The organism is Qipengyuania sp. SM2507, from assembly GCF_053714505.1.
The window spans coordinates 1,130,748-1,142,197 of record NZ_CM132307.1 but is presented as its reverse complement, the minus strand read 5'-3'; the positions used below and the strand labels follow the sequence as shown (position 1 = coordinate 1,142,197).

General features: G+C 65.8%; 18 protein-coding genes. All 18 read right to left on the bottom strand.

The window, feature by feature from the left end; genetic code table 11:
- Nucleotides 1-6: 6 nt before the first annotated feature.
- Complete coding sequence (locus ACWIKC_RS05555) at nt 7-474, bottom strand: hypothetical protein (protein WP_454599123.1); 468 nt, start codon at nt 472-474, stop codon at nt 7-9.
- Entirely contained in the window at nt 471-917 is a 447-nt protein-coding gene (locus ACWIKC_RS05550) for a hypothetical protein (protein WP_454599122.1), read from the bottom strand. The genes ACWIKC_RS05555 and ACWIKC_RS05550 overlap by 4 nt, the downstream gene beginning before the upstream one ends.
- 9 nt (nt 918-926) lie before the next feature.
- A complete protein-coding gene (locus ACWIKC_RS05545) occupies nt 927-1,340 on the bottom strand; it encodes a hypothetical protein (RefSeq protein ID WP_454599121.1) in 414 nt (137 codons plus the stop codon).
- Nucleotides 1,337-1,822, bottom strand: a complete 486-nt coding sequence (locus ACWIKC_RS05540) for an HK97-gp10 family putative phage morphogenesis protein (RefSeq protein WP_454599120.1) — start codon at nt 1,820-1,822, stop codon at nt 1,337-1,339. Before ACWIKC_RS05540 ends, ACWIKC_RS05545 begins: the two co-directional genes overlap by 4 nt.
- Before the next feature lie 2 nt (nt 1,823-1,824).
- On the bottom strand, nt 1,825-2,175 hold the full coding sequence (locus tag ACWIKC_RS05535) for a phage head completion protein (RefSeq protein WP_454599119.1): 351 nt from the start codon (nt 2,173-2,175) through the stop codon (nt 1,825-1,827).
- A gap of 2 nt (nt 2,176-2,177) precedes the next feature.
- The gene (locus ACWIKC_RS05530; RefSeq protein ID WP_454599118.1) at nt 2,178-2,756 is read right to left on the bottom strand and encodes a head-tail connector protein; all 579 of its coding nucleotides are present in this window, start codon (nt 2,754-2,756) and stop codon (nt 2,178-2,180) included.
- 3 nt (nt 2,757-2,759) lie between these two features.
- Nucleotides 2,760-3,119 carry a hypothetical protein gene (locus tag ACWIKC_RS05525; protein WP_454599117.1) on the bottom strand — a complete coding sequence of 120 codons (360 nt, stop codon included), beginning with the start codon at nt 3,117-3,119 and terminating at the stop codon, nt 2,760-2,762.
- Between the two features lie 101 nt (nt 3,120-3,220).
- Nucleotides 3,221-4,480, bottom strand: coding sequence for a phage major capsid protein (locus ACWIKC_RS05520; RefSeq protein WP_454599116.1), 1,260 nt, complete (start codon nt 4,478-4,480; stop codon nt 3,221-3,223).
- Between the two features lie 79 nt (nt 4,481-4,559).
- Complete coding sequence (locus tag ACWIKC_RS05515) at nt 4,560-5,180, bottom strand: HK97 family phage prohead protease (protein ID WP_454599115.1); 621 nt, start codon at nt 5,178-5,180, stop codon at nt 4,560-4,562.
- Nucleotides 5,155-6,417, bottom strand: a complete 1,263-nt coding sequence (locus ACWIKC_RS05510) for a phage portal protein (protein ID WP_454599114.1) — start codon at nt 6,415-6,417, stop codon at nt 5,155-5,157. Before ACWIKC_RS05510 ends, ACWIKC_RS05515 begins: the two co-directional genes overlap by 26 nt.
- Before the next feature lie 20 nt (nt 6,418-6,437).
- Entirely contained in the window at nt 6,438-8,210 is a 1,773-nt protein-coding gene (locus ACWIKC_RS05505) for a terminase large subunit (protein WP_454599113.1), read from the bottom strand.
- 52 nt (nt 8,211-8,262) lie between these two features.
- Nucleotides 8,263-8,754 (bottom strand): P27 family phage terminase small subunit, encoded by a 492-nt coding sequence (locus tag ACWIKC_RS05500; protein WP_454599112.1) that lies wholly within the window; start codon nt 8,752-8,754, stop codon nt 8,263-8,265.
- Nucleotides 8,755-8,870: 116 nt separating this feature from the next.
- Nucleotides 8,871-9,113: an HNH endonuclease signature motif containing protein gene (locus ACWIKC_RS05495; RefSeq protein WP_454599111.1), complete on the bottom strand. Its 243-nt coding sequence runs from the start codon at nt 9,111-9,113 to the stop codon at nt 8,871-8,873.
- 131 nt (nt 9,114-9,244) lie between these two features.
- Nucleotides 9,245-9,763 (bottom strand): host-nuclease inhibitor Gam family protein, encoded by a 519-nt coding sequence (locus ACWIKC_RS05490; protein ID WP_454599110.1) that lies wholly within the window; start codon nt 9,761-9,763, stop codon nt 9,245-9,247.
- A 1-nt stretch (nt 9,764) separates the two neighbouring features.
- Complete coding sequence (locus tag ACWIKC_RS05485; protein ID WP_454599109.1) at nt 9,765-10,121, bottom strand: hypothetical protein; 357 nt, start codon at nt 10,119-10,121, stop codon at nt 9,765-9,767.
- Complete coding sequence (locus ACWIKC_RS05480; protein ID WP_454599108.1) at nt 10,118-10,309, bottom strand: hypothetical protein; 192 nt, start codon at nt 10,307-10,309, stop codon at nt 10,118-10,120. The genes ACWIKC_RS05485 and ACWIKC_RS05480 overlap by 4 nt, the downstream gene beginning before the upstream one ends.
- A complete protein-coding gene (locus ACWIKC_RS05475; protein ID WP_454599107.1) occupies nt 10,306-10,485 on the bottom strand; it encodes a hypothetical protein in 180 nt (59 codons plus the stop codon). Before ACWIKC_RS05475 ends, ACWIKC_RS05480 begins: the two co-directional genes overlap by 4 nt.
- A 362-nt stretch (nt 10,486-10,847) precedes the next feature.
- Nucleotides 10,848-11,387 (bottom strand): hypothetical protein, encoded by a 540-nt coding sequence (locus ACWIKC_RS05470; RefSeq protein ID WP_454599106.1) that lies wholly within the window; start codon nt 11,385-11,387, stop codon nt 10,848-10,850.
- Between the last annotated feature and the right edge of the window lie 63 nt (nt 11,388-11,450).

Here is an 11,450-nt window from a genome sequence, read left to right as displayed (position 1 = left end):
GCAGCTTCAGCCAGCCATGGCGGCCTTCGTTGCTCTCGTCCTGGCCGGCGCCTTCGTTCGCGTTTTGCGCGGCTTCGGAGGGTTTGCCGCGCCGCCTGGCTTGGCCTCCTCTCCCGTCGGGATCGCCTTGGCGATCGCCATGGCCACCACGCCCACCGCTTTGGGCAATCCGACCGCCTGGATCAGCTCGCCCGCCGTGCGCCGGTCGATCTCGGGATGCTCGCCCTCCAGCGCCCAGCACAGCAGCTGCCGCAGATTGGCGAAGTCGACCCGCTGAGCGATCGCCACCATCCCGGCATCGTCGCTGGCATGCTTGCCCAGCGCATCGAGATCGACCAGCGCGAGGAACGGCGCGGCATGCACCATGAACTTCTTGCCGGTGCGCTCCTCGATCTCGCAGATCGCGTTGAAGTCGAAGCGCACGGTCCATTTCTGACCGCGCGCCTCGAAGCTCTGACTGTCGATCTTGCTCACGGCGCGACCGGTGCGGGATCGATCGCGGCGGCGTCGACCGGTTTCAGCGTGATCTCGAAGGTGCGCTTGCTGTCCTTCGGGTTCATCCGCTTGAAGCCGTAGAACAGTCCGGTGCCTTCGCAGTGGAAGATGTCGTCGCCCTGCACCAGCACGATGCGGTAGGGCAGCGCTTCCTCGTCGTCGTCGGCCGTCTGCAACGTCGTGTCCGAATCCGAACCGATCACGTAATTGCCCGTGATCGTGATCGGCGTGCCGTCCTTCAGCCGCTGCTTCTTCCACTCCTTGAACTCGACCGAATCCATGCTGGTGGTCTCGTAGAGCTCGCGCTCCGAGCTGGTCGGCAGTTCGGGGATGTCGTCGATCTCGGCGACCTTTACCGGGCCTGCGCCGATATCGATATAGAGCTCGGACTGGTCGCCCGTGGTTACTTCGGAAAGGGGCATGATGGTCTCCTATGCCTTGTGCCAGAAAATGAAGTCGATTGCTTCGCGGTGGATGAAACCGGTGTCCGTCTGCCGGCCGAGGTCGCGCACCGCGTCCACCCGGGCCCGGTCGAACTGCACGCCTGCGAATGTTCCGGCCGGTACCATTGCCGCGATCGCTGCCTCGCGCAGCGCCACCGCCGTGGTCTTGTCCGCAGCCAGGCAGCTCACTTGCACCCGCGTCGGCCGTATTCCGTCGAACCCGTCGTGCGTCTGCGGCCGCGGATCGCTGATCGTCTCGAGCACGATCGCTGGCAGCGGCGCACCTTGACGGCGAACCGTCCAGTCGATCGACTTTGCTTCATCATCGGGATGCACGCCGAGAAGCTCTTCAGTCGCAGGATCGTCTTGCAGCCGCACCCGCAACGCCGCTTCGAAACTCACGTCTTGCCCTTGCGCTTCGCCGCGCGTTCGATCGCCGGCCAGAGATGGTCCGCAACTCGGGCGGGCGTCCGCTCCTTCTCGGAATCGAACGCCGGGCGCATGAAGGGTTCGGCGGGCTGGCTGATCTCCGGTGCGCCGAACTCCTTGATCGGAGCAACGCCGGCCACCCCGGGATCGCGGTAGGTCCCGTTGCCGTCCGCCCGCGGAACGTCGCGAGCGGGTTGAACAGTGCGATCGATCCCGATGATCACTCTGGCTTCGTCGCCGTCGCCTCCCCGCTTGCGCTTCGCCGAGCCGATCTTGATCGACTCCTCGAGGTTGCCCACGTCACGGGGAGCTAGGCTCTTGGCCTTATCTCGCATGGGTTCGGCAGCTTTCCTCAGTCCGAACAATGCAGCACGCCTGATCGCTCTCGGATCGCCAAGTGCCTTCAAAGCGGCCTCGATGTCTTTCCCGCCTGTGAACTTGAAGGTCGCCTTCATGATCAGGTGCCTCCGGCAACAGTCAGATCGCTCGCCACCGCGATCAGCTCGACGCCTTCGCGCCGACCGATCTCGATCGGCTCCGCCGCCAGCTCGTAGGTTTGGCCCTCGAACCGCAGGCCCCACTTCGCACTCACCGTCCGCGTCAGACTGTCGTAGCGCAGCCAGATCCGCAGGACCTTCTGCCCCGTCAGCCCCAGCGCATGCGTCGTCTCGGCGCGCTGCTCCGGCTTCACCGATGCCAGGCGCGCCCCCGCGACGATGAAATTGCCCGGCATCATCTCGATCCCGTTGTCGGTTGCCGGCCCGCGCTTCAGCAGTTCGACCGTGCGGTTCAGTGTCCCGGCCCGCATCGTCACCAGATCCGGTGATTGGTCAGCATCGACTCGACGGTTGTGCTCACCGGGATCTTCGCGGCCACCGTCCCGGTCACCGCCGTCTCGCGGAACGCGAACAGGTCGCCCACCATCAGGAGCATCGCTGTCCACAGCGGCCGGGGCAGCTTTGCATAGCCCACCGTCAGCTCGACGCGGATTGCACCCTCAGCGCGGCGGGCACCACTCGGCCAGCTACTGCCGGCCGTGGTGACTATCATCTGCGACAGGCCTGCCCCGCCCATCTCGTAGGATCCTGCATCGACCGCCTGGAGGACGCCGTCCCCGTCGACATAGCTCACCGCCTCGATCGCACTCGCCGGCCCGATCGGCAGCTGTAGCAGGTCGCTCCAATGGTCCGCCCGCAGCTCGACACTCTGTTCGACCAGACGCGTGCCGCTCACTGCCTCGATCTGTTCCCGCGCCGCACCGATGAAGGCCTCGATCAGCGCGTCGAACTCAGTCTCGTCCGCCGCAATCGAGAGGAATTCCTTCGCTTCCTCCAGCGTGACGGGTTCGCTCGCCGGCTCGGCGATCGTGACGGGCGCAGACCAGGCCATCGCTTACTTCTTCGCACCCGCCTTCTTGGCGGTTGACGCACTCTTGCCGGACTGATCGGCTCCGCCCTGCTGAGCCTTCTCGGCTGCGGCCTTCTCGGCTGCGGCCTTCTCGGCTGCGGCCTTCTCGGCTGCGGCCTTCTCGGCTGCGGCCTTCTCGGCTGCGGCCTTCTCGGCTGCGGCCTTCTCGGCTGCGGCGGGATCTTCCATCCGCTCGCGAACCTCGGCTTCTTCGTCCGGATCTTCGGCCGCGGCGAACCCGGCATCGATCAGGCGGATGGCTTCCGCATCGCCGCATTCGTGGTCGTCGCCCGGCGAAAGCCCGATCTTCGGACCCTGCATGCTCGTTTTCATGATCAGCTTCATGGGAAACTCCTGTTCTCTTCGGTGAACGCCGCGCTGGGGGATCGCGCGGCGCTCACCGAAAAGCCGGACGGGGCCCAAGCCCCGCCCGGATCTGTTCGGTGTTAGGCGGCAGCCATGCGCAGATGCTTCACCGCGGCCGTGTCGACGAGCTCGCCGTCGAAGCGGTGCACGCCGAGGATCCCGAGATCGGGAGCGAAGCGCTCGCGCGCCACGATGGTGCGGACGGATCCGACCTTGCGCACGAAGTACTTGCTGTGATCGCCGAAGATCACCGGCTTGGCGCCGGCGGCGATCGCCGGCACGTCGTCATTGATCGAATACGGCTTGCCCAGCAGCATGTCGGGCTGCTCGACGCGGACATCGCCCATCTGCCACAGATAGTTGCCCTGGCCGTCCTTCAGCTTGCGGATCGCCGCCAGCGTGGTGTCGGCGAACTGCCAGCGGCACTTCGGGCTGCGACGATAGGCCGCGTTTACCGAATGCTGGAAGGTGATCAGCTCGTCCGCTGCCAGCGCCGCCGTCGCCGCGGCAGTGACGCCGAGGCTCGAAGCGGTCACGATACCGTTGGGCGCCGCGCCGCCGGCGCCGACGGTCAGCTGCCTGTTGCCGTTGCGGGCGAGTCGCTCGCCGAGCAGCGAACCGAGCAGCTGCTCCATCACGAAGATCGAATCGTCGTCGAGCTCGAACGACCAGCGGATCCACTCGGTGTCGTAGGCGAAGGCATTGAGCACCTTCTCACCGATGGTGATGTCCTTCCCGCCGTCGTCGGTGACCTCGCCGCCCTCGGCGTGCGCGCCCGGAGTGGAAGCGGTATCGTCGATCGTCGGGATCGTCATCGGATTGCCGCTGGTCGTGGTGAAGTTCCGGGCCACGTCCTCGTCGAACATGGGCCCCCAGTCCGCCATCGCCCGGACGATCTCGTTCATCAGCGTCGTCGGGACGGTGTAGCCGCCATCGGCGGGCGTGCCGACCGTCTGGATGCGCTGCTCCATCGTGCGCAGGACCGAGCGATCCTCCGCCGACAGCTCGGCGCCGCAGACGAAGCGTGCGAAAGCGGAGCGATATTCCGAATTGCGCTGCTCGGCGCTGGGCTGATCCCCGCCGTCGACACCGGGTGCGCTGCCGTCGGAATTGGGGCGCAGGCGGCTCCGGCGCTCTTGTTCGGCCTGCTCGGCCTGGGCGACGCGCTCTTCGCGGGCGATCTTCTTGTCGAGATCGTCCACCTTCTTCATCACCGTGTCGTGGCGCTGTTCGGCCTCGGTGAGCTTGGTTTCGTCGGCTTCGCCCTCGATGCCGTCGAGGATTTGGCGAGCCTCGGCGACCAGCTGGCCGCGCTGCTCGTAGTACTGGGTCAGGATCATCTGATTTTCCTAGCTACAAAAAAGCCCGCGCGAGGCGGGCGGTAGGACGATAAGCGCGGGGCCTTCGTCGCCTCCGGTTTCACCGGGATCTGGGGTTCCGCTCGGCCTGTGCCTGGCGCATCGAGATGCGCGAAAGCGCCGCCGATTTGTTGTGGTTTCGCTGCTCCCTGCGCGCATGCTCCAGGCTGCGCATCCCGACCTCGGTGTCGGGATAGGCGGGAAAGGCGGTATAGGTAATCTCGTAGAGCTCGGCCTCGATCACGGTCCGCATCGGCGGATCCTGCGTCTCGTCCCACTCTTCCTTCAGCGACCGGAAGCGGAAGCTCATCCCCTCGATGTCGCCGCGGTCGATCGAGGTCGCGAGATCGCGGCCGTCCTGCGTGTCGGGCAGATCGTTCTCGAACCGCAGTCCCTTGTCGTCTTCGGCGATCCGCAGCGTGTCGCGGCTCATCCGACCCATCGGCCGTCCGTCGTCATGGCTGTGCAGCGCCACCACGTCGCGCTCGCCCAGCGACTTGCCGAACGCTCCGGGCGCAAAGCGCTCCTGCCAGTAGCCGCCGATATCGGCGACGTTGTTGAACAGGCAGGCGTAGCCCTTGGTGGTGGTGCCGCTTTCGCCATCGCCTTCCGCGCGGAGCTCGAGGCCCTTGCTAAAGGAGCGGCGTTCGCGGCCGTCAGTCTTGGGTGCCGGCATCGTCATTCGCGGCGTCCTTCTCGGTTGGATCGTTCTGGGTCGGTTTGGGCGCCGGGTTCTTGCCGGCGTCGACCAGCGGCACGGTCGCCTGCTGGACATAAAGACGGTCGCCGCCATCGGCGGGCGCGCGGTTCTCGAGCGCGCGTGCTTCGTCCGGCATCAGCTGCCCGGTCAGGATCGCGCGCGCCAGCGCCTCGGTGCGATCCTTGAACGCGCCGCGCTGCAGCCCGTCGACATTGTGCTTCACCAGCTTTGCCGGGCTGCGCCAGCCATAGAGCTTGAGTGTGAGCTCGCCTTCGAAGGCGGTGCACCATTGGGTGATGACATGCTTGACAAGCTGCAGGTCCTGCTGCTCGGTATTGCTGAAGGTGCCGCTCGAAAGATCGCCCACGAATGTCGGGGGGATCTGCCAGACCCGCGCCATCTCCTGGATCTGGAACAGCCGCGCCTCGGTCATCTGTCCCTTGTCAGGATCGGAACCGATCGACTTCAGCTCATGCCCGGGCGGCAGACCGAAGAACGGCCGCCCCTCGCGCCGCGCCAGGTCGATTGCTTTCTGGATCTGTTGCTGCGCGCGCTGGAAGCTTTCGCGCCCTTCGGGCAGCGGTCCCTGCAGCGCGAGCGGCGGAACCCCGCCCCCGGCAAAGAAGCCTCCTGCGAAATCCCCCATCGCGATCGCGAGGCTGATCGCCTTGTTGCATTTGGCGATCGGGCTGTAGCTGCCGAGACGGTCGCGCTTCAGCAGGAAGGGCGTGTCGATCACGTCGCGCGCGGCGTATTCGCGCCCGCCGAACCGGTAGAGTTTCCTGCCGTCGCGCCGGATGATCTCGGTGTTCGCCGGATCCATCGGCCAGATCGCGACCGGTCGCTCGCCGGCGCGCTCGATCCAGCTCAGGCCCCGGCCACCGGTGAACACCTGGTGCCAGTGGTAGACCCGCCAGCTGAAGCTCGTTTCCTCTTCATTAGGGGCGAAGGACAGCAGCTGGCTGACGGCATCGTCCACGCGCGCGCCGTTCGCGCCGGCTTCGAAAGTGTGCAGCGGGAGCGCGGCCAGCGTGCGCGGCAGGAAATTCGCGATCGCGAAGACGGTCGGCACCTGCAGCGCGGTCTCGATCGACACGGCCGGCAGGGCGCCGTTGCGCTCCAGCACACCCATCATGCCGAGCATTGCTTCGGTGTCGCTGATTGGGATGGCGGGGTTCTCGATCGACCGGTCTTCGGTAGAAAGTCCCATCGCGCTCATCGCGCGGCTCCACATGCCCATCAGTTCGCGGTCTCGTCTGCGGGCACCAGAGAGAATTCAGGATTGTCCCAGGGGGAGGTCTCTTCCACTTCGTCCTCCTCCTTCATCGCGACACCCATCGCCATGATCAGCGCCACCGGGTTATCGATCTTCGCTTCGTCGCGCGGCTTGCGCGGGTAGACGTTGTCTTTCGCATCGGCCTGCGCGACCACATTGTTGATCTGCCATTCCATCACCGGGCAGCCGCCGTGGACGATCGTGCCGGCGCGCACATGCGCATCGAGATCCTTCATCGGGCTCGACATGTTCTGCACCGTCATCCGGTACTCGATCATTGGCAGGCCTTCAGCGAGCATCCGCTGCGCCAGCTGCTCGGCCTGCCAGGGGTCGTAGGCACAGGCCTCGACATCGAAGAGCACCGCCGCCTCGCGCAGCGCCTCCTCGACGAATGAATAGTCGGTCACCGCTCCCTCGGTGACATCCAGCAGCCCCGCCGCATCCCAGCCCTGGTATGCCGCGACCTTTTCGACCGTGTCGCCGGGCAGGAACGATCGCCCGATCCGGATGAACGGATCCTCTGCGGTCGCCTTCGGTCCGATCGGCGGGAACAGATACTCCAGCGCGGCAAGATCGATCTTCGTCGCGAGATCCAGTGACAGGATGCAGCGACGTCCGCGCAGCTGCTCGAGCTGCAGCGCCTGGGCTGAGCCTTGCGGGATCCAGCCCGCCGCGCATTTTCTCCACGCCTCGATGTCGAAGAACGCCATCTTCGCCGCAACCCAGAGGTTGAGGTGCTTGGTCTTGAAGACCCCGGCCTTGCGCGGGGTCGAGATCGCGTCGCGCTGCCGCGCCAGCAGGAATTCCCTGCCGACCGAAATCCCGTAGTTGGGGTTGGCCTTGCGAAGCGATTCCTCGCTCTTCCAGTCGTCCTCTTCGTCGATCGTGTATTCGACGAAGAAGGTCTCATCATCCAGCGGCGGACCGCCATTGTGGCCGATGCCGGCAACCCGCTCCCGCTGCTCTTGCACGCCGGCGTAACAAGGCCCCGCTAGGTTATCGCCGGCCGTCGTGATGATCAGCTGCAGGGGCTGGTCGCGCGCGCCCATCCCGGTCAGCATTGTGTCGACCTGCCGATCGTCGGCATGCTCGTGATATTCGTCGTGGATCGAGCAGCTCGGGCTCTGTCCGTCGCCCGGGTCCCCGATGATCGTCTCGAACTTGGATCCGTCGCCGTAGCGCACCAGCCCGTTGGCCAGCACGCTAACGCCCGCGAGCTTCGCCAGCTTCGGCTTGCGCACCATCATGGTGCGCGCCGGAGTGAAGACTTCCTTCGCCTGCTTCTCGTTGGTCGCGCCCGAATAGACTTCCGCGCCGTGCTCGCCGTCGGCGCTCAGCATGTACAGGCCGATGCCGGCCGCGATCACCGATTTGCCGTTCTTGCGCGGCACCACGATGAACAGCACTCGAAACCGGCGCAGCCCCTTTTGCTCGCCTGCCTTGTGCAGCCACCCGAAGGTGACCACCATGATCCAGATCTGCCACGGCTCGAGGATCAGGGTCCGCTTCTCGCGGGCCCACTTGCCCTTCGTATGCGGGAGGAATTCTATGAACTGGCAAACCCGCGCCGCCTTCTTGGCATCGAGTTTGAACGGAAAGTCCTTGCGCTTCTGCTGGCCGATTTCGTCGAGGAACCGCGCGCACTGCAGACGGACGGTTTTGCCCGCCGGGATCTTGCCTCTGTTTACGTCGCGGGCATATCCCTTCGCGATCGCGACATAGTCACGCTCCGACACATCAGGCTTTGGAAGATCCCGAGCATGCGCGAAAGTCGATCATCCCGGTCTCCTAGCTCCTGAAGAAAGCCGCAAGGCCGTCATCGTCTGGCTTCTCGCCATCCGCGAGCCGCATTGCCGCCGACGGGTTGAGCATCATCTCGCCCAGCAGCGACTGCGCGTGGCGCATCGCATCGGACAGCATCTGCACTTCCGGCCGCTTCCTGATCATCACGCCGCCCGTCGAGGTCCGGCTCTCGTAGGTATGGCCTTCACAGGCGAGCGCCGCCTGGTACATTTCGATCTGCTCGAGCCGTTGGGCGAGTAGCGCGACGTGTTCGGAATAGTGCGGACTGGCGCGTCCCTGCGCCTCGAGGATCTGCGCGATCGATCCGAAATAGAGCTGTGCGAGATCCGTAAGATGGGCCGGGCAGATCAGCGAGCCCGGCACCGCCGGCAGGTCACCGCCGCCGTCGCGGTCATGACGGAGCGTTCCCTCAAGCTTCTTCAGATCGAGCGACTTGCGCCGCCGTCCCGAGTTCGGCCGCGCACCACCCTTGGCCATGCCGCCTCCCGGCGTTCAAACGCCCATGTTTTTATGTTTTGAAATCGACCGCGTAAGAATTTGGCTAAAGCGGCGGTGTCCGGCGCGAAGGGTCTGAGAGATTGACCCTCCCCCCCTTATCCCGCCGCGCTCAGCCACTCGGCCTTGAGTCTCGCGATCCGCTGCGCAACGTCGCCCGGCCGGCCTTCGAGCCGCTCGGCCAGCGACTTCGCGTCGTGGCAAGGTCGGCACAGAGCCTGCTTGTTCCATCGCTCGTCGCAGCGAGACCATTCCAGCGGCACGATGTGATCGACGACGGTCGCTCTGACGTGCTTCCCGCCTTCAAGGCAGATCCTGCAGAACGGCTCCTCGAGCAGCACCTCAGCGCGCTCTCGCTGCCCTGCTCGCCCTCGCTTGCGAGGATCGGTCCAGCTGTCGGGTCGCTGCCAGGGCTTGCGCTCCTTCCACCCCGAAGGACGGAAGACCGGTGCGCGGCCTGGCATCGCTCAGCCTAACCTGCGTCTGCGATCGTGCCGTTCTGCTTCACCCGCTCGAGCACGAAGGTCTCGTCACCCGGTACGGCCGAGAGCCCGAGCGCGGCCAGGTCGTCGCCTCGCTTGCCATCCAGCGCCTTCAGCGCCGCGGCCTTGTCGAGCGAGGTGACTGTGCGCAGCAGGCCATGGGCCCAGCGCCGCGCCTGCAGCTTCTTGACGATCTCGTCGACCTTGCCGGCGATCCCGAGTGATTCCTTACCCGTGCGCGTGCCGATCTTGCATCCGCCCAGCTCGATGCTCTTGCGCTTGCCGGCAGTCAGTTCGGCTTTCGCCACGTTCCACCAGGGCTCGAGCTTCTCGGCGATGGCGTCGCGCTCCTTGACCAGCGGTACCAGCGCGCGATCGGCGACGGCATTGGCATCGGCGATCGCCGATGCACGCACCGCGTCGATCACTTCGATCTGGCTGGCGTTCTCGGCATAGAGTTCGCACAGTCGCTCGGCCGACTTCACCGAGTTGGGTTTGCGGATTGCCATGTCAGTTGTCCTCCACGAGCAGCAGCTCGGCGGTGGCGATCATCCGCGTCTCGGGCGCGCATCGCGTCTCGCACGAAGGCACCTTGGCCTCGACCACCAGGTGATTGGGAATGGCGAACGGGTGATCCGCCAGCGCCGCAACGAATCGCTCGCCGGCGGCGACCGCATCGGCCCCCTCGAATTTCAGCTCGAGCGAATGGCGCGCACCGGAGTAGGTGCCGCTCGCCCATGCCCGCTCGTTATGCGCCAGAAGCTGCGCCCGTCCCTCAGCCAAGGCGAGGGTCTGAGCCCGCACTGCGCCATGGTTACGCGCGCTGGCGCATGCTTCGCGGCCCAGCAGGCTCAGGATAGCGCTCAAAGCCGCTGTCCCTCGGCGAGGCCGAAGCATTGGCCGACCCGCTCTTGGATGGCGCGCAGCGTGCTGAGTTCTTCATGCACCCGCGCCAGCCAGGCTCGCTCCACGACGGCGCTGTCGCCATCGGCTTCCGCCACAGCCTTCAACGCATCGAGATCGATAGGTTCGGCCGCGATGACGCCGGCGCTCATGGCCGTGCGCTCCGGAACGCGGCGCGTGCGGCGGTGCAGATCGTATCGACCCGCTCCTCCAGCTCGTCGAAGTGGCGCTGGTTGCGGATACCGAGACTGACCTCGGCCTGTACGCCGTCCAGCGCCGAGCTCTGCTCGAACAGAGCCATCTCGAGGCTCTTCTTCGGCTCAGACAAGATAGGGTCCGATCATCGCAGGATCTCCCGCATTGCTATGGAGTGCAGCCCAGCACGCAAAAGGCCCGCTCACCTGGTGTGGGAGCGGGCCTTCCGGGGGGTCCGTCGACTGAAGACGCATCTGTCGCGGGGTCGAATTAGTCCGATTCGGTGACCAATCGGTAGGGTCCAATTTGTGACACGGCACAATTAATCGCGCAAAGTGACCTGGTTCGGCCCTGGCCACGCCTTCGGGCAGGCGTTCCGATTGTGCTTTGCGCTACCGCAATAGGAGCAGCGCAGGCGAGCGCGGGCACTTTGCCCGCCGGCGGTTTTCGGGCAAAACGCCGTCGGATGTTGTAGGGAGCCGCAATAGCCGCAGCTCAAATCAGCCCCGCCTGCATCGCCAGCAGATCGGCCTCCTCGATCGAGCTGCAGGTCTCGCCCATAATGTCGCCCCAGCGATCGAGCGCGGAGCTCAGCAGCGCCCGCACAGTGGCGTCGCGCATATTCCAGTGCGTCGCGACGGCCCGGCAGGATTGATCGTGCACCACCATCGCTAGCACCGGGCCCGCACCCTTTCGCGATCGCCCGATCTCCTCGCGCCACCGCGTATAGGCCACCTCGGCGCGCACCGCGCCCAGCCTCTCGAAGAATGTCCCGTCGATCGCGCGGCTCTGGTCCACCCGCGTCTCCAGGCTCACCGTGCCGATCGCCACGTCGGCGCCGATCCGCTCGGCCACCGTCCGGATATCCTGCGAGGCTGCCAGCTGCTCGATTGTGATGTGACCGCGCTCGTAAAGGCGCGCCAGAGAGCCCTGTCGCACCTGCGCAGCCTTGGCCTTCGTCTCGGGCGTTCCCCCGTCTTTCAGCTTGTCTCGCTGCGCATAGCGCCGCTCGCGCTCCACGCGCTCTTTTCGCATGGCGCGCTCCTGCCGCGCGATATCGGGGTGGCGCGCGCGAAAACTCGCCTCGATGGCCCCTCG

Excerpts from the sequence above, each read along its gene's own strand:
- ACWIKC_RS05550 (WP_454599122.1), bottom strand. The coding sequence starts at position 917 with ATGCCCCTTTCCGAAGTAACCACGGGCGACCAGTCCGAGCTCTATATC.
- ACWIKC_RS05540 (WP_454599120.1), bottom strand. The coding sequence starts at position 1,822 with ATGAAGGCGACCTTCAAGTTCACAGGCGGGAAAGACATCGAGGCCGCT.
- ACWIKC_RS05535 (WP_454599119.1), bottom strand. The coding sequence starts at position 2,175 with ATGCGGGCCGGGACACTGAACCGCACGGTCGAACTGCTGAAGCGCGGG.
- ACWIKC_RS05530 (WP_454599118.1), bottom strand. The coding sequence starts at position 2,756 with ATGGCCTGGTCTGCGCCCGTCACGATCGCCGAGCCGGCGAGCGAACCC.
- ACWIKC_RS05525 (WP_454599117.1), bottom strand. The coding sequence starts at position 3,119 with ATGAAGCTGATCATGAAAACGAGCATGCAGGGTCCGAAGATCGGGCTT.
- ACWIKC_RS05520 (WP_454599116.1), bottom strand. The coding sequence starts at position 4,480 with ATGATCCTGACCCAGTACTACGAGCAGCGCGGCCAGCTGGTCGCCGAG.
- ACWIKC_RS05515 (WP_454599115.1), bottom strand. The coding sequence starts at position 5,180 with ATGACGATGCCGGCACCCAAGACTGACGGCCGCGAACGCCGCTCCTTT.
- ACWIKC_RS05510 (WP_454599114.1), bottom strand. The coding sequence starts at position 6,417 with ATGAGCGCGATGGGACTTTCTACCGAAGACCGGTCGATCGAGAACCCC.
- ACWIKC_RS05500 (WP_454599112.1), bottom strand. The coding sequence starts at position 8,754 with ATGGCCAAGGGTGGTGCGCGGCCGAACTCGGGACGGCGGCGCAAGTCG.
- ACWIKC_RS05490 (WP_454599110.1), bottom strand. The coding sequence starts at position 9,763 with ATGGCAATCCGCAAACCCAACTCGGTGAAGTCGGCCGAGCGACTGTGC.
- ACWIKC_RS05480 (WP_454599108.1), bottom strand. The coding sequence starts at position 10,309 with ATGAGCGCCGGCGTCATCGCGGCCGAACCTATCGATCTCGATGCGTTG.
- ACWIKC_RS05470 (WP_454599106.1), bottom strand. The coding sequence starts at position 11,387 with ATGCGAAAAGAGCGCGTGGAGCGCGAGCGGCGCTATGCGCAGCGAGAC.